11 protein-coding genes and 2 tRNA genes are annotated in these 19,617 nt (G+C 66.3%); 6 read left to right on the top strand and 7 right to left on the bottom strand.

What is annotated here, in order from left to right; translation table 11 throughout:
• The 4 genes from ACO6VM_RS09130 to ACO6VM_RS09115 form a co-directional block, all read right to left on the bottom strand.
• On the bottom strand, positions 1-2,972 hold a 2,972-nt coding region (locus ACO6VM_RS09130; protein WP_422403168.1), incomplete at its 3' end, for a DUF6531 domain-containing protein.
• 300 nt (positions 2,973-3,272) lie between these two features.
• The gene (gene nirD / locus ACO6VM_RS09125) at positions 3,273-3,635 is read right to left on the bottom strand and encodes a nitrite reductase small subunit NirD (RefSeq protein ID WP_422403167.1); all 363 of its coding nucleotides are present in this window, start codon (positions 3,633-3,635) and stop codon (positions 3,273-3,275) included.
• On the bottom strand, positions 3,635-6,187 hold the full coding sequence (gene nirB, locus ACO6VM_RS09120; RefSeq protein WP_422403166.1) for a nitrite reductase large subunit NirB: 2,553 nt from the start codon (positions 6,185-6,187) through the stop codon (positions 3,635-3,637). The genes nirD and nirB overlap by 1 nt, the downstream gene beginning before the upstream one ends.
• A gap of 294 nt (positions 6,188-6,481) precedes the next feature.
• Positions 6,482-10,495: a molybdopterin-dependent oxidoreductase gene (locus ACO6VM_RS09115; protein WP_422403165.1), complete on the bottom strand. Its 4,014-nt coding sequence runs from the start codon at positions 10,493-10,495 to the stop codon at positions 6,482-6,484.
• Between the two features lie 320 nt (positions 10,496-10,815).
• On the opposite strand from ACO6VM_RS09115, the gene ACO6VM_RS09110 reads away from it, so the two are divergent.
• The 4 genes from ACO6VM_RS09110 to ACO6VM_RS09095 all read left to right on the top strand — a co-directional run bounded on the left by ACO6VM_RS09110 (position 10,816) and on the right by ACO6VM_RS09095 (position 15,242).
• The gene (locus ACO6VM_RS09110; protein ID WP_110993070.1) at positions 10,816-11,019 is read left to right on the top strand and encodes a ParD-like family protein; all 204 of its coding nucleotides are present in this window, start codon (positions 10,816-10,818) and stop codon (positions 11,017-11,019) included.
• Positions 11,016-11,792 (top strand): type I methionyl aminopeptidase, encoded by a 777-nt coding sequence (map, locus tag ACO6VM_RS09105; RefSeq protein ID WP_401059575.1) that lies wholly within the window; start codon positions 11,016-11,018, stop codon positions 11,790-11,792. The genes ACO6VM_RS09110 and map overlap by 4 nt, the downstream gene beginning before the upstream one ends.
• A gap of 115 nt (positions 11,793-11,907) precedes the next feature.
• Positions 11,908-12,600 (top strand): DUF1266 domain-containing protein, encoded by a 693-nt coding sequence (locus ACO6VM_RS09100; protein ID WP_390970298.1) that lies wholly within the window; start codon positions 11,908-11,910, stop codon positions 12,598-12,600.
• Complete coding sequence (locus ACO6VM_RS09095) at positions 12,597-15,242, top strand: DUF805 domain-containing protein (RefSeq protein ID WP_422403164.1); 2,646 nt, start codon at positions 12,597-12,599, stop codon at positions 15,240-15,242. Before ACO6VM_RS09100 ends, ACO6VM_RS09095 begins: the two co-directional genes overlap by 4 nt.
• Here the strand turns inward: ACO6VM_RS09095 and ACO6VM_RS09090 are convergent.
• From ACO6VM_RS09090 to ACO6VM_RS09080, 3 genes are all read right to left on the bottom strand, one after another.
• Positions 15,236-16,942: an Hsp70 family protein gene (locus ACO6VM_RS09090; RefSeq protein ID WP_422403163.1), complete on the bottom strand. Its 1,707-nt coding sequence runs from the start codon at positions 16,940-16,942 to the stop codon at positions 15,236-15,238. The two genes, ACO6VM_RS09095 and ACO6VM_RS09090, sit on opposite strands and share 7 nt — an antisense overlap.
• Before the next feature lie 171 nt (positions 16,943-17,113).
• A tRNA-Asp gene (locus tag ACO6VM_RS09085) sits at positions 17,114-17,190 on the bottom strand.
• A 13-nt stretch (positions 17,191-17,203) separates the two neighbouring features.
• Positions 17,204-17,279 (bottom strand) — tRNA-Val (locus ACO6VM_RS09080).
• Positions 17,280-17,484: 205 nt separating this feature from the next.
• On the opposite strand from ACO6VM_RS09080, the gene rdgC reads away from it, so the two are divergent.
• Together rdgC and ACO6VM_RS09070 are read left to right on the top strand one after the other, a co-directional pair.
• Positions 17,485-18,405: a recombination-associated protein RdgC gene (rdgC, locus tag ACO6VM_RS09075; RefSeq protein ID WP_125857750.1), complete on the top strand. Its 921-nt coding sequence runs from the start codon at positions 17,485-17,487 to the stop codon at positions 18,403-18,405.
• Between the two features lie 169 nt (positions 18,406-18,574).
• A complete protein-coding gene (locus ACO6VM_RS09070; protein ID WP_401059567.1) occupies positions 18,575-19,540 on the top strand; it encodes a bile acid:sodium symporter family protein in 966 nt (321 codons plus the stop codon).
• Positions 19,541-19,617: the final 77 nt, after the last annotated feature.

Genomic DNA, 19,617 nt, shown 5'->3' with positions numbered 1-19,617 from the left:
TGCTGCCACACCGCAACCATCGGCGTGCCGGTGGCCAGGTAGTACTGATGCTCGCGGGTCAGGTTGCCGGCTTCATCAAAGAACCATTGCAGCTTGCTGGCAGCGTTCACTGCCTGGATCAGCTGGCCGTTGCCGTCGTAGGCGAAGGTTTCGCTCTGGCTCTGGTTGCCCAGGCGGGCCGTACGCTCACTCAATCGGCCCATGGGGTCGAAGGTCAAGTCGATACGGCGCTGGCCAACCTGAGTCGAGGCGAGGCGACCGCTGTGCGAGTCGTACTGGTAACGGGTGACCAGGCCATCGAAGCCGGTCTCCTGCAGCAGCCGGCCCACCGGGTCGTAGAGGAAGGTGGCCTTGCTCGCGTTCTCGTTTTCCAACCCAATCAAACGGCCAAGCTTGTCCCAGCGATAACGCAGGGTGTGTTCGTTGGCGTCGATGCGTTCGCTCAACAGGCCTGCGGCGCTGTAGGTCCAGGTGGTGCAGCGGTCGAGGGCATCGACATGCGCCAGCAGGCGGCCTTCGGCGTCATGGTTGAAGCGCTCTTCGGTCTGGTCGGGATGGGTGACCTTGGCCAGTTGCCCGGCCTGGTATTCGTAGGCGGTCTTGTTACCCGCCGCATCGGCGAACTCAGCCAACTGGCCAAAGGTGTTATACGTCCACTGGCTGGTCTTGCCCGAGCAGTCGGTGTACTCAAGCAACTGCCCGGCGTCGTTGTAGGCGAGTGTCTTTTCGTTGCCCAGTGCATCCTTGATCGCCTTGACCAGCCCGGCCGGGGTGTAGGCGTACTCGGTCTTGTTGCCCAGCGGGTCGACGCTTTCGACCAGGTTGCCGCGCTCGTCATAGTCGCGTAGCCACAAGCCACCCTCGGCATCGCGCAGTTTGATCGGCTGGTCGTGATCGTCGTAGGCGTAGTGCACCGTGCTGTGGTCGGCGCGGATGTGCTGCAGCAGGTTGCTGCGCTCATCGTAGGCGTAGCGGTCCTGGCTGCCGTCGGGGTGGACATGGCGGATGACGTTCTTGCACTGGTCGCGGAACAGCCATTCCTCGCGGCCGTCCGGGTGGATCAGGCGGTAGGTGTAGCCCAGGGCGTCGTAGTAGTGCCAGGTCTGCTGGCCGTGGGCGTCGGTGACATAAGTCAGGCGGATGTTCGGGTCCCAGGCCAGGCGGGTCTCGAAGCTGCCGTCGTCGGCCCATTCGTGGATGGCCTTGGCGTGCGGGCCATTGCCGTCCCATTCGAGGTTGATGCCGCGCCCGGTGCGATCGGTGTAGCGGCTGATCAGGTGCTGGCGGTATTGATACTGCCAAGCAGCGCCGTGCTCGTCCTGGGCGGCGATCAGATCGCCGTGGGTGTCGTAGTGATAGCCGCACAACTGGCGCAGCGGCGCGCCGTCGACCACCTGCCACAGGCCCTGGAGATGCCCATGGTCGTCGAGCAGGGTGCCCAATTGCAGATGGAGTTTTTCGGGATTGTTGTCGGAGTAGGTGTTGATATCCGACAGCACCGGCCGGCCGTTGAACCGGTGCTCGTAGTGCAGCATTGCCCCGGCACCGCTGCGCAGCTGGATATGCGTCAGGTAGAAGCGATCACCCTCGCGGGCATAGGTTTCGCGGCGGTCCAGGCCACGTAGCAACACCAATTGCTGCTCGGCGGTGCGCACCAACGTCAGGTATTCAATGGCGTTGTGATGGTGTTTGCCAACCGTGGGCAGCGGGAACTCATGGCTGCGACCATCGGAATCATGCAGCACCAGGCCCTTTTCCACGACATCGAGGCAGGTAGTGAACTCGGTGATCCAACGGGCGCCAAGCGAACCTTGATCGAGGGCCGCCAGCCGGGAGTTGTACACCCGCGTCCAATTGACCGGGAACGGCCCAGGCAGACTGAAATCCGGGTGGGCCAGCGTCTCGTCACCGAGTACATGACCGATGCTGAACCCGGTGCAGGCACAGGGGCCGTTCTTCTCGGGCTTGGGCTGTTTGTTGGCGCGGCCCTGGCGGCGAGCAACTTCGGTCGGCCCTTCGCTACGGATCAGCCTGGCTTGCGCAGTGGCGTTGGGTTTGAGGTTGATCGCCACTCGGCGGCTTGGCGGATGGGCCTGCACAGTCTGCAGCAGGTGGGTCAACAGCCAGGCGATGCTGTGCGGCCGTTCGGCCTGGCCGAGGGCAGCAAGCTGCTTGGGCACAGCTTCGGCCAAGCTTTCCAGGGTGGCGATGAGTGGCTTGAACAAAGCCTCGAGCTCGCCGCTGAAATGCCCGGCGACACTGTTGTAGGCCTGTTTGAAGGTGCCTTCGGCGGCGTTGCCCAACGCCGCCAGGGCCAGCAACCAGGCATCCGCTTCCAGCGCCGAGTCGTACAGGGCCACCTCGGCCAGTTGCTGGCGCGCCGTGCGCCGACTGGCCTGGGCGTCCAGCCGGCCCCTGGCGAGGTCGTCGAGGGCGCGGGCCAACTGGCGAAGCAGCGCCTGGGCGAGGTCACTGGCGTGGGCGAGCATTTCTGGCAAGTGCTGCAGCGCCCCGCTGATGAAGTTATCCAGCTCGCCGCGGATGCTGGCGTGCAGGTGGCCTTCGAGGATTTCCAGCAGCACCGCGTCGAGGCGCGCGCCAGGGCGGCGGCGCAGGGTCTGGCGGGTCAGTTGCAGCACCGGGCGCAACACCCGGCGGGGGATGGCCATGCCCGGTGGAAAGGGCACCACGCCGATCAGGTTGATACCCAGGCTGGCCCACAGCAGCGGGTCGCTGCCAGGGTGTTCGACCAACTCGATGAGGTCAGCCAGCACATCCACGGCGGCCAGGGCGTTGGCAACAACAGGGGTGTTTTCACCGAGGTTGCGCAGGGTCTGCAAGTCGAGAAAGCCGCCGCTGATGCCATGCAGCCAGTCGTTGACAGCCGCAGCGGCGAGAGCGAGGTCCTCGCTGAGCAGGGTTTCGAGGGGGGCAATGGCGAGCTCGACGTCGTGCTCGGTGAGGGTGGTCATGGGGCTAGCCTTCCTGGCCATGGCTTGGGAAGGCGAAATGATGGTGAGCAGATACCGCTCTGTATGTCGGAACGCGTCGAGGCATCGACGGGAAAGGGATGAGCTAGCGGTACGGTAAATCTTGCGAAATGACCAGCTGATCAAACAGGGTGTTCATTACCCCACGAAACATTGGTTATCTGGCACCCGCTTCGCAGGTGATCGCGGCTAAAGCTGCTCCTACGGAGGGCGTGCCAGATCCATGAGTCATGTTGTGTTGGCTTTATCGGCGAATGGGCACAACCACAGGCAACACTGTGCTCAGCCCTGGGCGATTTCCACGTGTTCCCCCGACACCCGCACCGGCCACACCCGCAGCCGCTGCGCCGGATCCTCCAGGCAACGCCCGTCCTGCAGGCTGAAATGCTGCTTGTACAACGGCGCCGCCACCACCAGCTCACCCTGCAGGCTGCCCACCAGCCCGCGGCCGATGATATTGGCCCCCGAACGCGGGTCGCGGTTGTCGATGGCGTACAGCGCCTGCTCGTGCCCGGGCAGGTAGAACAGCGCCACCTGCTCGCCCTCATGCCATACCACCACGCCGGAATCGGCGACCAGATCGGCAGCCTGGCACACGGCCTGCCAGCTTGATTGGTTCACTACAGCAGCATTGGACAGGTTCATCAGACAGCCTCCTCATGGGTCGGGATCAGGTGCAACGCTGCAGCAGGCCGGCGCTGGCCGCGCTCGCGGACGAAGTGCACATCGGGGTCGGCGCGCCGGTCGTTGACGAAGGTGCGAAAGCGCTTGAGTTTTTCCGGGTCGTTCAGGGTGTTGGCCCACTCGCATTCATACTGCTCGACCACATGCTGCATCTGCGCCTCCAGCTCGGCGGCCAGGCCCAGGCTGTCGTCGAGGATCACCTGCTTGAGGTAGTCCAGCCCGCCGTCCAGGCTTTCGCGCCAGACCGAGGTGCGCTGCAGCTTGTCGGCGGTGCGGATGTAGAACATCAGCACCCGGTCGATCAGCCGCACCAGGGTTTCATCGTCCAGGTCGGTGGCGAACAGCTCGGCGTGGCGCGGGCGCATGCCGCCGTTGCCGCACACGTACAGGTTCCAGCCCTTGTCGGTGGCGATCACGCCGATGTCCTTGCTCTGCGCCTCGGCGCACTCGCGGGTGCAGCCAGACACCGCGAACTTGAGCTTGTGCGGCGAGCGCAGGCCCTTGTAGCGGTCCTCCAGGCGCAACGCCATTGCCACGCTGTCCTGCACGCCGTAGCGGCACCAGGTGCTGCCCACGCACGACTTCACCGTACGGGTCGACTTGCCGTAGGCGTGGCCGGTCTCGAACCCGGCCTCGATCAGCTCGCCCCAGATCAGCGGCAGCTCGTGCAGTTGGGCGCCGAACAGGTCGATGCGCTGGCCGCCGGTGATCTTGGTGTAGAGGTCGTACTTCTTGGCCACCTGGCCGATCACGATGAGCTTTTCCGGGGTGATCTCGCCACCGGGGATGCGCGGCACCACCGAATAGGTGCCGTTCTTCTGCATGTTGGCCATGAAGGTGTCGTTGGTGTCCTGCAGCGGCACCAGCGCCGGGTCCATGATCGGCTGGTTCCAGCACGAGGCGAGGATGTTGCCCACCGCCGGTTTGCAGATGTCACAGCCGACATGGCCCTTGCCGTGGCGTTCGAGCAGCTCGTGGAAGCTGCGGATGCCCTCGACCCGCACCAGCCCGTAAAGCTCCTGGCGGGTATAGGCAAAGTGCTCGCACAGGCTCTTGTCGACGGTCACGCCGCGGGCGGTCAGCTCGTGTTCGAAGACCTGCTTGAGCAACGCCGCGCAGCCGCCGCAACCGCTGGCGGCCTTGGTGCAGGCCTTGACCGAGGCCAGATCGCCACAGCCGCTGTCGATGGCCGCGCACACCGCGCCCTTGCTGACGTTGTGGCACGAGCAGATGGTCGCGCTGTCGGGCAGTGCATCGGCGCCCAGCGCCGGCGCGCCAGCACCTTGGGGCAGGATCAGCACGGCCGGGTCGGCCGGCAGCTTGATGCCGTTCTGGGCGTATTGCAGCAGGGTGTCGTAATAGCTGTTGTCGCCCACCAGCACCGCGCCGATTACGTGCTTGCCGCTGGCGTCCACCACCAGCCGGCGGTAGCTGGCGTTGGCCTCGTCGATGAAGCGGTAGCTGCGCGCGCCCGGCGTGGCGCCGTGGGCATCGCCGATGGAGCCGACATCAACGCCCAGCAGCTTGAGCTTGGTCGACATGTCGGCGCCGGTGAATTCGCTGGCCGCCGCCCCCATCAGCAGCGCCGCCAGGTTACGCGCCATGGCGTAGCCCGGGGCGACCAGGCCGAACACGCTGCCGTTCCACGAGGCGCACTCGCCGATGGCGAAAATCCGTGGGTCGCTGGTGCGGCAGTGATTGTCGATTACCACGCCACCCCGGGCGGCGATCTCCAGGCCACTGGCCCGGCCCAGGGCATCCTGGGGGCGGATACCGGCAGAGAACACGATCAGGTCGGTTTCCAGGTGTTCGCCGCCGTCGAAGTTCATGCGGTAGCGGTAGTCTTCGCCGGCACTCACCGACTGGGTGGCGCGGGACAAGTGCACGCCCACGCCCAGCGCTTCAATCTGCGCCTTGAGTGCCGCGCCACCATCGATGTCCAGTTGCACCGGCATCAGCCGGGGCGCGAACTCCACTACATGGGCCTCCAGCCCCAGCGACTTGAGTGCGTTGGCCGCTTCCAGCCCCAGCAGGCCACCGCCGACCACCACGCCACGGCGAGCGTCGCTGGCGGCGCTGCGGATCGCATCGAGGTCATCGAGGGTGCGGTAGACCAGGCGGGCGTTGCCGCTGCAGCCCTCGACCGGCGGCACGAACGGGTAGGAACCGGTGGCCAGCACCAGCTGGTCGTAGCCGTAACGGCCCTCGGCAGTGACCACCTCGCAGCGCTCACGGTCGATCTGAAGCACCGCCTCGCCCAGGTGCAGGTGCACGCCGTGGTCGCCGTAATAGCCCTGCTCGCACAGGGCCAGGGTCTCGGCGCAACTACCGGTGAAGTACTCCGACAGGTGTACCCGGTCGTAGGCACGCTGGCGCTCTTCACCGAATACATGCAGCTCGAAGCGCTCGAGTGCGCCCTGCCCGATCAGTTGTTCGACACAGTGGTGGCCGACCATGCCGTTGCCGACGATGACCAGTCGTGCCCGTTGTGCGCCGTTCGCTGTTGCCTTCATAGCCGTTCCTCGATCACGGAAAACAAAAAGGCGCCTGGAGCGTAAGCTCCAGGCGCCTTTGCCTGTACTCATCAATGTGAGGCCCCTGGGTTGATCGCCGTTGATCAGTGGGGCTGTTGTGAATCTGTCAAAGCAGGGACTGTGCCAATTACTTCGTGGGAGCGGGCTTGCCCCGCGATAGCCTTACCACAGCTGGCCCGCGTTGATGCTGATGTCGCCATCGCGGGGCAAGCCCGCTCCCACGCAGGTAGCCAGGCGAACCAGGGCGGTGCACGACTCCCCAGGCTGGTGCACTCAGTACACATCCCGCCGATAACGCTTGTCGCGCCCCAGCGCCTCGACATAGGCATCCGCCGCCGCCGCATCCATGCCGCCATGCTCGGCCACCAATTGGCGCAGCGCCGCATCCACATCCCTGGCCATGCGCTGGGCATCGCCGCAGATGTACACATACGCCCCCGCCTGCAACCACTGCCACAGCTCGGCGCCGTGCTCCAGCAGGCGCTGCTGCACATAGATCTTCTCGGCCTGATCGCGGGAAAACGCCGTGCTCAGGCGCAGGTGCCCACTGGCCTGCCAGGCCTCCAGTTGCTCGCGGTAATAGAAATCGCAAGCCGCCTGCTGCTCGCCGAAGAACAGCCAGTTACCCCCGCTGGCCGCGCGCACCTCACGCTCCTGGAGGAACGCGCGGAACGGCGCCACACCGGTACCGGGGCCGATCATGATGATCGGCAGGCGATCGTCCTCGGGCAGGCGGAAGTGCCTGGACGGCTGCGGGAAGATCGCCACTTCCAGTGCCTGGGCCCGGTCGGCAAGGAACGCCGAGCAGACCCCTTTGCGCTCGCCGTAGCGCACCGTGGCCATGGTCAGGTGCACCTGCCCAGGGTGCGCGGCGGGGCTGGAGCTGATCGAGTACAGGCGTGGCTGCAGCGGTTTGAGCAGCGTCAGCCAGGCATCCAGCGCCAACTGCTGGGGGTATTCACGCAGCACGTCGGCCAGCTGACGGCCCCACAGCCAGTCTCTCAATGCAGTTTTGTCCTGCAGCAGTTCGCGCAACGCCTCGGCCGACTGGCTGAACACTTCAAGCTGCTGCGGCGTAACCCGGGCGATTTCCAGGTGCCGCTCCAAGGCCACGGCCAGGGGCATCGGTGCGTGCCCCTTGAGCTCGACCTGGGCCTGGCCATCGAGCTGCATCAACGCCAACAGTTCGCTGACCAGCGCCGGGCAGTTGCGCGGCCACACGCCCAAGGCATCGCCGGGCTGATAGGTGAAGCCGCTGCCGCTCAGGTCGAACACCAGCTGGCGGGTTTCCTTGGTCGAGCCTGGGCCGTTGAGCAGGCGGTTTTCCAGCAGCGGCGCCAGCCAAGGCTGCTGCTTGCTGTAGTTGTTTACCGGCTCGGGCGCAAGGCAGGCTGGCGCGGCGCTGCCCAGCTCGGGCAGCAGAGCCGCCAGCCAGGCAGCGAAGGCCTGGTCATGCTCCGGCTCGCAATCGACCCGCGCCAGCAGGCGCCGCCCGCCCAGCTCAGCAAGGCGCTGGTCGAGCTTGCGGCCGAACCCGCAGAACTGGTCGTAACTCGAATCGCCCAGCGCCAGCACCGCAAAAGGCAGTGCCGCGCAATGCTCGCCCGCCTCGCCCTGCAGCGCCTGCCAGAACGCCGCGCCACTGTCTGGAGCCTCGCCATCGCCGAAGGTGCTGGCAATCAGCAACAGGCTGGCGGCGCCCTGCAACTGCGCAGGCGTCATCGCCTCCATGCAGCTCAATTGCACCGCCAGCCCGGCCTCGCGCAGGTGCTGGGCGCAGCGCTCGGCCAGGGCCTCGCCCGTGCCGGTCTGCGAGGCCCAGAGCACGTGGTGGCATGGCGCGGCATCGATCACCACGGGTGCTGGCGCCGGCTGGGCGAAAAGCCCGGCCAACAGGCCATCGACGAACAGCCGCCGGGCCGGCGCCAGGGGTGCGCTGGCCGGCAGGCTCGGCACGCCTTCGCTACGGGCCTGGCCCAGGCCCAGCAAAAAGCCCTGCAGGTAGTGGCGTTCGTCTTCGGCCAGCACCGGGGCCGGCAGTGCGTCCAGGCCCAGCAGGCGGGACAGGGTGGCGGTCGGCATGGTGGCAGGCTCCGAAGGCGTGGCGGTGGTCAGGTCGAGGGCTTCGATACGTTCGCCGGCAACCCGCTCCAGGGCCACGGCGCAGTGCTTGAAGGCCGGTTGCAGCGAGGTGGGGTCGACCGCATCGCAGGTCACCGCGTTGATCGCCAGTTGCTCGCCGTACAGGTCGTTCCAGTGGAACGGCGCAAAGCAGCCGCCGGGCAACACGCGGTCACTGAGCCGCGCCGGCAACAGCGCCTGGCCACGGCGCGAACGGATCGCCACCTGGTCCTTGTCGGCGATACCCAGGCGCCGGGCGTCGTCGGGGTGGATCTCGACGAAGGGGCCGGGCTCCAGTTTGTTCAGGCTGGGCACCTTGCCGGTCTTGGTCAGGGTGTGCCACTGGTGCTGCACGCGGCCGGTGTTGAGCACGAAGGGATAGGCGTCGTCCGGCAGCTCGGCCGGCGGCAGCCAGGGCCGGGCGAAAAAGCGCGCCTTGCCGCTGGGCGTGGGGAAGGCCAGCGCCGGCGGCTCGCCTTGCGCGTCACGCAGCAGCTGCTGGCTGAGGCCGTCGTTGCGGTAACGCAGCGGGCTGCGATCGGCGCTTTGCCCAGGGGCGCAGGGCCATTGGCGTGGGCCTTGGCGTAGCTCGGCGTAGCCGATGCCGCGCAGGTCGTAGCCGGTGGCAGGGTTCCAGAAACGGCGGATTTCCTCGTACACGGCCTCGGCATCGGGGTAGTCGAAGGCCTCGGCGTAGCCCATGGCGCAGGCGATGCGGGCGATGATCCGCCAGTCTTCCAGGCTTTCGCCGGGCGCCGCGACGGCACGCGGCATCAGCGTCAGGTTGCGTTCGCTGTTGATCATCACCCCTTCCCCTTCGGCCCACAGTGCGGCGGGCAAAAGGATGTCGGCATGGCGGTTGGTTTCGCTGTCGAGAAAGGCGTCCTGGCTGATCACCAGCTCGGCCTGGCCCAGGCCGTCGATCACCTGCTGGCGGTTGGCGACGCTGGCCACCGGGTTGCTGCAGATGATCCAGCAGGCCTTTACCTCGCCGGCCTTCATCTGCTCGAACAGCGCAACGGTGCCCTCGCCGCCTTCGCTGCGCAGATGGCCGGGCGGCAGTTGCCATTGCTGCTCGACGAAGGCGCGATCGGCCGCGACCTGGGCCGAGCGCTGGCCGGGCAGACCCGGGCCCATGTAGCCCATCTCGCGCCCGCCCATGGCGTTGGGCTGGCCGGTCAGCGAGAACGGCCCGCTGCCGGGGCGGCAGATCGCGCCGGTGGCCAGGTGCAGGTTGCACAGCGCGTTGCTGTGCCAGGTGCCGTGGATACTCTGGTTGAGGCCCATGGTCCAGCAGCTCATCCACTCGCCGGCTGCGCCGATCAGGCGCGCCGCTTCATGGATGTCGGCTTCGCTCAAGCCGGTGATGGCGGCCACGCGCTCGGGGGTGTAATCGGCCAGGAATGCCGGCAGCTCATCCCAGCCCTCGGTGTGGCGGGCGATGAAATCCGGGGCGGTGTGGCCGTTGACGTGGAGCAGGTGCAACAGGCCGTTGAGCAGCGCCAGGTCGCTGCCCGGGCGCAGTTGCAGGAACAGGTCGGCCTTGTCAGCGGTGGCACTGCGCCGGGGGTCGACAACGATCAGTTTGGCCCCGGCCTTGACCCGGTCGAGCAGGCGCAGGAACAGGATCGGGTGGCAGTCGGCCATGTTCGCGCCGATCACCAGGAACACCTCGGCACGCTCGAAATCCTGGTAGCTGCCCGGCGGGCCGTCGGCGCCCAGCGACTGCTTGTAGCCACTGCCGGCGCTGGCCATGCACAGGCGCGAGTTGGACTCGATCTGGCGGGTGCGGATAAAGCCCTTGGCCAGTTTGTTGGCCAGGTACTGGGCCTCCAGCGACATCTGCCCGGACACATACAGGGCCACGGCGTCCGGCCCGTGTGTATCGATGATCGCGCGCAGCCGCGCGGCGGCCTCGGCGATGGCCTGGTCCATGCCGCTGCGTACCGGTTGCTGGCTGCGCTGGCGGCGTACGAAGGCATGGGCCATGCGCCCGGCGCTCAGCGGTACGTGGGCGGTCAGGCCTTTGGTGCACAGACGGCCGAAATTGCTCGGGTGCTGCTTGTCGCCGCTGACCTTCACCACCTGGCCGTCGCTCACGCTCATGACGATGCCGCACCCTACCCCGCAATACGGGCAAACGCTGCGCACTTGGCTGCTGCTCATCGGCGATCTCCTGCTGATGAAACGACAAAGGCGCCGGCTGCCCCGCCTGCACTGGGCAAGCGGGGCAACACGGCGCCTTCGTCGTGATGAAAAGCGGCCATCGGCGTTGATGGCCTTGATAGTGAGTGCTCAGCAATTCTCAGGCCAGCGCTGGGCCAATCGCTGGCAAGCCAGGTCCCACAGGGTTAAAAGCGTGGGAGCGGGCTTGCCCCGCGATTGGCTCATGCACCGAGAGAGGGATCGACGCACCAACGGGTGGCACGCCCTGACGCTTTCGGCATATGATTCGTATACGTTTCATATATACGGATGACTTAGCCATGGGCATCGTCAAGATCAACGACGAACTCCACGAAGACCTGCGCATCGCCAGCGCCGCCCTGTCGCGCTCGATCAACGCCCAGGCCGAACACTGGATCCGCCTCGGCATGCTCGCCGAGCTGCACCCCCAGGCCACTTACCAGGAATTGCTGCGCCAGCTGCTGCGCCAGGAACAAGCCAACCTCAAGGAACTGCTGCAATGAGCAAGGTGATACTCAAGGACGCCGCCCAGCTGGCACTGATGCGCCGCGCCGGGCAATTGCTGGCCAAGGTGTTCGCCGACCTCGACGGGTTCATCCGCCCCGGCGTGACCACGATGCAGATCAACGACCGCGCCGAAGCCTTCATCGTCGAAACCCTCAAGGCGCGCCCGGCGAGCAAGGGCCAGTACGACTTCCCCTATGCGCTGAACACCTCGGTGGACCATGTGGTGTGCCACGGCATGCCCAAGGTCGACGAGGTGCTCAAGGAAGGCTCTATCGTCAACGTCGACATCACCCTGGAACAGGGCGGCTACATCGCCGACTCGTCGAAAATGTATTGCCTGGGGCAGATCAGCGCAGACGCCCGGCGGCTGGTCGACACCACCTACGCCGCGCTCTGGAAAGGCATCGAACAGGTCCGCCCGGGCGCGACCCTGGGCGATATCGGCCACGCCATCCAGGCCCATGCCGAGGCCGCCGGCTACAGCGTGGTGCGCGAATACTGCGGGCATGGCATCGGCCAGCAGATGCACGAAGCGCCCGAGGTGCTGCACTTCGGCCAGCCCGGTTTTGGCCTGAAGCTGCAGCCCGGGATGGTGTTCACCATCGAGCCTATGATCAACCAGGGCGGGCGCGGCACCCGCAGCCTGCGCGATGGCTGGACGGTGATCACCCGCGACCACAGCTTGTCGGCACAGTGGGAACATACCGTGGCGGTGACAGAGAGTGGCTATGAAGTCTTGACCCTGCGCGCGGAAGAACAGCGCCACTGAGCCCTCAAGTCAACGCCCCTACAGGGGACTGCACAGGCCTGAAAGCGCAACCCCACGTCGCCAACCATTGCATTACAATCCGCGCCAGTTCCCCCGAGCCTCAGGACCGACTTTCATGGAAGAATCCGCACAGCGCTGGCTGTTTGCCCTCTCCGCGCCCATGGCCGCGCTCAACGGCGCCAGCTACACCGCCGCCGAATACTACGAAGGCGAGGACCAGTCCGACCTGGAGCGCTGGTGGGGCATCAGCAACCGTGCACAACTGCTGGACATGCTCGGCATGGCCGACACCGGCCACGCCACCGAGGTGAGCGAGGCCTATTGGCAATACCAGCGCTGCCTGCCCAGCCAGTGGCAAGCGCTACTCGACGGGCTCAGCCCGCGTGAGCGCGTCCGCCACGAATTCGCCGCGCGCACCTTCCCCGACTGCGGCCCGGGCGGCACCCGCGCCTGGGACCTGGGGCGCATGAGTTTCCTGCTGCGTGCCGGGGTCAAGAACGACCTGGTCAGCCGCGACGAAAGCCTCTACCTGCACTACCGCCTGGCCCTGCGTGCCCGCCATTACTACAACCGCTGGGACACCTACCTGGCCGGCTACCTGTTCGGCAAGGCGCTGTGGAACGTCAGCGACAGCAGCGACGAGACCTTCGCCGCCAACCTCGAACGCCAGGGCAGCGAGCACTGGAACCGCTGCATCCTGCTCAACCTGCGCCACGGCGCCCATGAACTGCTCGCCGGCCTGCCCTGGGACCTGCAACTGCCCGAACCGGAACGCCCCAACACGCTGGAAGAGGATTGCTGGTCATGAGCTGCTGGATTCGTCTGGGGATCGACCCCACCAACGACCTCGACGCCATCCGCCTGGCCTACCGTGGCCGGCTGCCAGCCCACCACCCCGAAACCGACCCGGAAGGTTTCAAGGCCCTGCGTGCGGCCTATGACGAAGCCCTGCGCCTGGCCCGCGAGCAAGAGGCCACGGCAGCTGATGACAGCGAGCAGCCGGCCGAGGAAGCCGCCGCGCACCCGGCGCTGCTCAGCTTCCACACCCTGCTCGAGGAGCCGGCCCTGCGCTTCGACCCGCAGGCCTGGCAGCGCTACATCGCCGAGCTGGACGAGCTGCCGCTGGACGATCTGGACGAACTGAGCTGGCAATTGCTGCGTGCCCTGTACGAATGCGGCCCGCTTTCGCACCAGTGCGCGGGCATGCTGGCCCGTCGCCTGGCCTGGGATCAGCAACTGCTGCGCCTGGAAGACCCGCAACCGGTGGAAGCCTTCCTGCGCCGGCTGGACGAACCGGACCCGTTCGACACCGGGCTGATGCGTGACTGGCCACCGACTGCGCAAATGGAAACCTTGTGGTACCTGCGCAGCCTGGAGCACTGCTTCACCCAGCGCCCGCTGTTCGAATACGAGCAGTTCGCCAGTGTGCACACCTGCCTGGCGATACCCAATGACCAAGCCCTGGTAGAGCGCCTGATGGTGCAGTTCAGCCAGGCCGGCATCGCCAGCAGCACCTTCCATGGCCTGCTGCAGGAGCGCTTGCAGCAAGCGCCCGACAACGCCGACCTGCTCTACCTGCTGGCCCGCCAGGCCGATGCCCTGGGCGCCGAACAACAGGCCCTAGACTGCTGGCTGCGGCTGTACCGTGAGCATCGGCATCCACAGGCCGAACGCTGGTTGCTCGACCTGTGCGCGCGCCATCAACCCCAGCGCCTGCCGCTGCTGATCCAGGCCTTCGACCTGCAGCACACGCCTGCCGCCTGGCCCGCCGAGCTGGCCGACCCGGCCCAGGCCTGGGGAAGCCCGGGACAAGCGCCGCAGACCCTGGCGCGCTGGGCCGAAGCGGCGCGCCTTGAGCTGGGCGGCATCGCCGCCACCTTCGTCGACTGGCGCCTGGACGGCGACGACGAACTGCCATTGCTGGCCTGGCTACTGCAAGAGCAGCCCGAGCGCGAGCTGCATCGCCTGTACTGGCAGGCCTGGGCCCTGCAACGCGGTGAGGCCGGGCTGTTGCGCCTGATCGTTGACCAACCGATCAGCGCAGAACCCCTCGACGCGTTGATTCTCGAAGGTTTCCAGCGCCAGGCCAGGCAACAACTGCACTGGCTGGAGCACTCGCCAGTGGTGCAGGCGCTGGTGCAGTTCTGCGCCAGCGACGACCCGGCGGTAACGCTGCCATACGCCTTGAGCGAGGCCGCTGTGCACCCGGTATGCCGCGAATGGTTGCGGCGCATGCGCGTGTATTCGGCCCAGGCGCTGCATGAGCTGAACAGCCACTTCGAACTGCGGCGCATGTTCACCGTGCCGTTCGCCGTGCAACTGCAGGCCAACCTGGCCGAGGACGGCGTGCTGTTACCGCCGCAACCGCAAGGCGAGGAGCTGTGGGACTGGCACCGTCAGCAGCTGTTCATGCTGGCCCTGGTCGACCAGCCCGCGCGCTGGCTGGCCCTGATCGACCCGGCGCTGCCCAGGCAGTTGCAGTACCCGAGTGAGCACCCGTTCGCCCAGCTGCACGCCTTGCTGCAAGCCAGCGCCGAAGGCGGCAGTGGCCTGCTCGGCAGCCTGGATACCCGTGACCCGCTGCAACGCGCCGTGGCCAGCCGCCTGCTCAGCCTCAAGCAGGCGCTCGACAGCGCCCGCCTGCCCAGCGCCGGGCAACTGGCGGCCTGCCTGGACAACGACGACGGCGACCTGCTCAACGACTCCACCCTGGGCTACCTGCTGTTCTGCGCGGTGCTGTACCACGACCGCTCACTGGATGAGGAACAGCGCACGCGCCTGCGCAACCGCCTGGAGGCCGTGGACCTGCACGGTGCCTGGTTCGAGCCGCTGCGCCGCGGCCTGGTGGACGGTAAGGTCAAGTCGCCAGCAGCCGAGTACGTGGCCGCGCAAGGCATCGAGAGCCGCGCCTTCAAGCAGGCGCTGGATGCCCTCGACAGCCTGCTCAATGATTGCACCCCGCCCAAGGTTCGGGTGCTGCGCGCATTGCAAAAGGTCAAGGACGACCCGCAGCAGGATCTCGGCCTGCGCTGCGCGATCACCGCGCTGCTGGCCTGGTCCGAGCGCATGCTGCGCAACGACCTGCAGCAGAAGCCGGCGCCGTTCTGGGCGGTGTGGAAACTCAACAGCCGGCTGAACCGCTCAGGCTTCGGCCTGCACCTGGTCGCCATCACCCTGTGCTACAGCCTCATGCTGACGATGCCGGCGCTGATCCTGGTAGTCATCGGGCTGGTGATCAGCGCCCTGCTCAGGCGCCTGCACGACCTCAATCGCGGCATCCCCTCGCTGATCATGCTGGTGGTGATCAGCCGCCTGCTGCCGATCCTGCCCCTGCTGCTGCTGGGCCTGCCCGGCGACCGGCTGCCGAACCGCTATGGCTCGGCACCGGGGCAGCCGGGGCTGCTGGACGACAGCCTGCAGGCCACCCTGCGGCGCCTCAACGGTCAGTAGCGCAGTTCGTCGAGCGCCTGGCTCAAGGCCTGGCGCTCGCGGTTGATCTCGCTGGCCTGCTGGCGGGCCAGCACGTTGTTGAAGGCATCCAGCCAGCCGCCGATCAGCTCGCGTTCATCGCCCAGGCTCTGCATCCAGGCGCGTTCAAGGCGAGCCAGCAGGGTGCGGTTGGGCAGGGTGTCGCGCGGGTGGATCTTCAGCTTGGCCAGGCGCTCCTGGCTGGCCTGGCGCGCGTCGGCATCCAGCCCAGTGGGGCTGCGGTCGATGCTGTGGCTGTGCTTCTGGCCGCTTTCAAGGAAGGTCACGTCCACTTCCAGCAGGCCATTGATGTCGTAGCTGAAACGCACGTCCAGCGACTGGATCTGGCCGGTCGGTTGCAGCGGGATCTCGAAACTGTCGACCAGGATGTTGTCGCGCACCCACGGCCGCTCGCCCTGGTACACGGCAATACGGACGAATTTCTGCTCGGCATGGCTACTGTAGAAGCGTTGCACCTTGGAGGTGGGGATCACCGTGTTGCGCTCGATGATCGGCGAGAACGCGCCGGTGACGTCTTCGCCCCGTGAAGAGGCAATACCCAGGGTGTAGGGGCAGACATCGGTCAGGATCAGTTCGTCGATGGCCGCGTCACGGGCCTTGCAGGCGGCCTGGCTGGCGGCGCCGAGGGCGACGATGGTGTCCGGGTCCAGGTGCCGGTACGGCAGGCGGCCGAACAGCTTGGCCACCAGTTGCTGCACCTGCGGCATGCGCGTGGCGCCGCCGACCAGCACCAGGCTGTCCAGCTCGCGTGGGCTCAGCCGGGCATCGCGCAGGGCCTGCTCGATGGGGGTGCGCACCCGCGCCAGCAGCGGCGCCCAGATGGCTTGCAGCTTGAGCTCGTCGAGCACCCATTCGCGGGCCTGCCCGTCACCATTCCAGTTCAGCGTGCAGCTGCCCTCGCCCGCTTCGCGTTTGAGCTGTTCGATGGCGTCGCGCAGGCTGGCCAGGGCCTGGCCTTCGAGGTCTTCGAGGGCGAGGCTCCAGTCGCGCAGGCAGGCCAGCAGCAAGGCCTCGGTGAAGTCTTCACCGCCCAGGTAGTTGTCGCCGGTGGAAGCATGCACCTCGATCAGCGGCAGCGCGTACTCCAGCACGGTGACGTCGAAGGTGCCGCCGCCCAGGTCGAACACCAGGGTGCGCTCGAACTTCTGCTCGTGCAGGCCGTAGGCCATGGCGGCGGCAGTCGGTTCGTTGATCAGGCGTTGCACGGTCAAACCGGCCAGCTCGGCGGCGAACAGCGTGCGCTTGCGTTGCTCGTCGCTGAAATAGGCCGGCACCGAGATCACCGCCTCGCTCACCGGGCAGCCCAGGTAGGCTTCGGCATCCTGCTTCAGTGCGCCCAGCACCAGCGCCGACAACTCTTCCGGCGTGAAGCGGTGCTCGCCCAGCGCATAGCGCTTGTCACTGCCCATGAAGCGCTTGAACGCGGCGGCGGTAAGCTGTGGGTGGGTGGTCAGGCGCGCCCGTGCGGCCTGCCCGACAAGGATGCTGCCATCCTCATCGATGCTCACCACCGACGGGGTCAGCACTTCGCCAAGGGCGTTGGGGATCAGGTGTGCGGCGCCATCGCGCCAGACGGCAATCAGGCTGTTGGTGGTACCAAGGTCGATACCGAGTAGGGGCGCGGGCTGGGTCGCGGAGGGAGAGAGGCTGGCATCCTGCATGGTCGGTCTCGTGCTGGCGATAAGAACCGGCGCATGGCCTGCTGGCCACTTGCGGCGGACAGGGGATTATGACCGGTCCGGCGCACCGGCGAAGGCCAGAAACAAAAAAAGCGACCCTAAGGTCGCTTTCTCTGTTGCTTCAGGGTGTTCAGTGGGCCCTGAAGCTTAATATGGCGCGGCGGACGGGACTCGAACCCGCGACCCCCGGCGTGACAGGCCGGTATTCTAACCGACTGAACTACCGCCGCGCTATACATCGAGTGGTGGGTGATGACGGGATCGAACCGCCGACCCTCTGCTTGTAAGGCAGATGCTCTCCCGGCTGAGCTAATCACCCTTCGTCTCGGTGTGGTGCGCATTCTACGGAGGAGCCTGTACCCTGGCAAGCACTTTTTTAAATTTTTTTGAATAATTTTCAAGGACCTAGCGCAGCCGCTGTTTTCTTCCTTTATAGGGTAGTGCTGGCCCTCTGACAGGGTTGGCCTGAACCCACCGCTCGGAGAATAATGCCCGCCTTATGTATTAAGGAGAGATTGCCCCCCATGTGGTTCAAGAACCTGCTGACCTACCGCCTGACCCAGGATGTCCCGTTCGAGCCTGAAGCACTGGAAGCTGCCCTGGCCAGCAAGCCGGCCCGCCCCTGCGCCAGCCAGGAACTGACCACTTATGGTTTCGTCGCCCCGTTCGGCAAGGGCGAGGACGCGCCACTGGTGCACGTCAGCGGTGAGTTCATGCTGATCGCCGCGCGCAAAGAAGAACGCATCCTGCCCAGCAGCGTGGTCAACGATGCGGTGAAGGAGAAAGTCGAAGAGATCGAGACCGAGCAGATGCGCAAGGTCTACAAGAAGGAACGCGACCAGATCAAGGACGAGATCATCCAGGCCTTCCTGCCGCGCGCCTTTATCCGCCGCTCGATGATCTTCGCCGCCATCGCCCCGCGCCAGGGCCTGATCCTGGTCAACTCGGCCAGCGCCAAGCGCGCCGAAGACCTGCTGTCGACCCTGCGTGAAGTGATGGGCTCGCTGCCGGTGCGCCCGGTGAGCGTCAAGATTGCCCCGGTGGCGACCATGACCGAATGGGTCAAGGCCCAGGCGCCGGCTGCAGACTTCTATGTGCTCGACGAATGCGAGCTGCGCGACCAGGCCGAAGACGGCGGCATCGTGCGGTGCAAACGCCAGGACCTGACCGGCGAGGAAATCCAGCTGCACCTGAGCACCGGCAAGGTGGTCACGCAACTGGCCCTGGCCTGGCAGGACAAGCTGTCGTTCGTGCTCGACGACAAGACCGTGATCAAGCGCCTGAAGTTCGAGGAGCTGCTGCAGGAGCAGGCCGAGCAGGACGGCGGTGACGAAGCCCAGCAACAGTTCGATGCCAGCTTCCTGCTGATGATGATGACCTTCAACGAGTTCCTGCCGGCGCTGTTCGAGGCGCTGGGTGGCGAGGAGATTCCGCAGGGGGTCTGAGTTGCCTGAACTGCCGGTGTTGGCTTCACCGTGGAGGTTGTTATTGCCGGCCTCTTCGCGGGTAAACCCGCTCCCACAGGTTCTGTAGATAACCTGTGGGAGCGGGTTTACCCGCGAATAGGCCTCTGAAAAATACAATGAGAACTCGACAGACAGAAGGACCTGCCCCATGCGCGCCCTCGCCGCCCTCAGCCGCTTCGTCGGCAACACCTTCGCCCTGTGGGTGTTGATGTTCGCCTGCCTGGCCTTTGTCATGCCGCAGTGGTTCATCGCCCTGAAGGTGGCCATCGTGCCGCTGCTGGGCCTGGTGATGTTCGGCATGGGCCTGACCCTCAAGCTCGACGACTTCGCCGCCCTCGCCCGCCAGCCCTGGCGGGTAGCGCTGGGGGTGGTGGCGCACTTCGTGATCATGCCCGGCGTCGCCTGGCTGCTGTGCCAGCTGTTTCACCTGCCGCCGGAGATCGCCGTGGGCGTTATCCTGGTCGGCTGCTGCCCGAGCGGCACGGCGTCCAACGTGATGGTGTGGCTGTCGAAGGGCGACCTGGCACTGGCGGTGGCGATCGCGGCGGTGACCACCCTGCTCGCACCGCTGCTCACCCCGGCCCTGATCTGGTTCCTGGCTTCGGCCTGGCTGCCGGTTTCGTTCATGGACATGTTCTGGTCGATCCTGCAGCTGGTCATGCTGCCGATCGTGCTCGGCGTGTTGGCCCAGCGCCTGCTCGGCGCGCGGGTGCACGCGGCGGTGCAAGTGCTGCCGCTGGTGTCGGTGGTGAGCATCGTGATGATCGTCTGCGCGGTGGTGGCGGCCAGCCAGGCGAAGATTGCCGAATCGGGCCTGCTGATCATGGCGGTGGTGATCCTGCACAACAGCTTCGGTTTCTTGCTCGGCTACCTCACCGGCAAGCTGTGCAAGCTGCCACTGGCCCAGCGCAAGTCGCTGGCGCTGGAGGTGGGCATGCAGAACTCGGGGTTGGGCGCGGCGCTGGCGGCGGCGCATTTTTCGCCGTTGGCGGCGGTGCCGAGCGCGCTGTTCAGCGTGTGGCACAACATCTCCGGGGCGTTGCTGTCGACCTGGTTCAGGCGGATGGAGGAGCCTTCGCCCGGGGTTGAAAACCCCGCCTCTGCCAGCAATTGATGTTGCCTGCTCCGGCCTCATCGGCCGCGAAAGAGCTTCCCCAACCATGGGGGACAGGTTGTCGGGGGGGAGGGGGA

Origin of the sequence: Pseudomonas sp. GZD-209 (genome assembly GCF_049310485.1) — a bacterium.
Classification (GTDB): Bacteria; Pseudomonadota; Gammaproteobacteria; order Pseudomonadales; family Pseudomonadaceae; genus Aquipseudomonas; species Aquipseudomonas sichuanensis.
The sequence above is the reverse complement of the archived record's forward strand: the minus strand, read 5'-3'. Positions and strand labels throughout refer to the sequence as shown.

Excerpts from the sequence above, each read along its gene's own strand:
- nirD (WP_422403167.1), bottom strand. The coding sequence starts at position 3,635 with ATGAACCTGTCCAATGCTGCTGTAGTGAACCAATCAAGCTGGCAGGCC.
- nirB (WP_422403166.1), bottom strand. The coding sequence starts at position 6,187 with ATGAAGGCAACAGCGAACGGCGCACAACGGGCACGACTGGTCATCGTC.
- ACO6VM_RS09115 (WP_422403165.1), bottom strand. The coding sequence starts at position 10,495 with ATGAGCAGCAGCCAAGTGCGCAGCGTTTGCCCGTATTGCGGGGTAGGG.
- ACO6VM_RS09110 (WP_110993070.1), top strand. The coding sequence starts at position 10,816 with ATGGGCATCGTCAAGATCAACGACGAACTCCACGAAGACCTGCGCATC.
- map (WP_401059575.1), top strand. The coding sequence starts at position 11,016 with ATGAGCAAGGTGATACTCAAGGACGCCGCCCAGCTGGCACTGATGCGC.
- ACO6VM_RS09100 (WP_390970298.1), top strand. The coding sequence starts at position 11,908 with ATGGAAGAATCCGCACAGCGCTGGCTGTTTGCCCTCTCCGCGCCCATG.
- ACO6VM_RS09095 (WP_422403164.1), top strand. The coding sequence starts at position 12,597 with ATGAGCTGCTGGATTCGTCTGGGGATCGACCCCACCAACGACCTCGAC.
- ACO6VM_RS09090 (WP_422403163.1), bottom strand. The coding sequence starts at position 16,942 with ATGCAGGATGCCAGCCTCTCTCCCTCCGCGACCCAGCCCGCGCCCCTA.
- rdgC (WP_125857750.1), top strand. The coding sequence starts at position 17,485 with ATGTGGTTCAAGAACCTGCTGACCTACCGCCTGACCCAGGATGTCCCG.
- ACO6VM_RS09070 (WP_401059567.1), top strand. The coding sequence starts at position 18,575 with ATGCGCGCCCTCGCCGCCCTCAGCCGCTTCGTCGGCAACACCTTCGCC.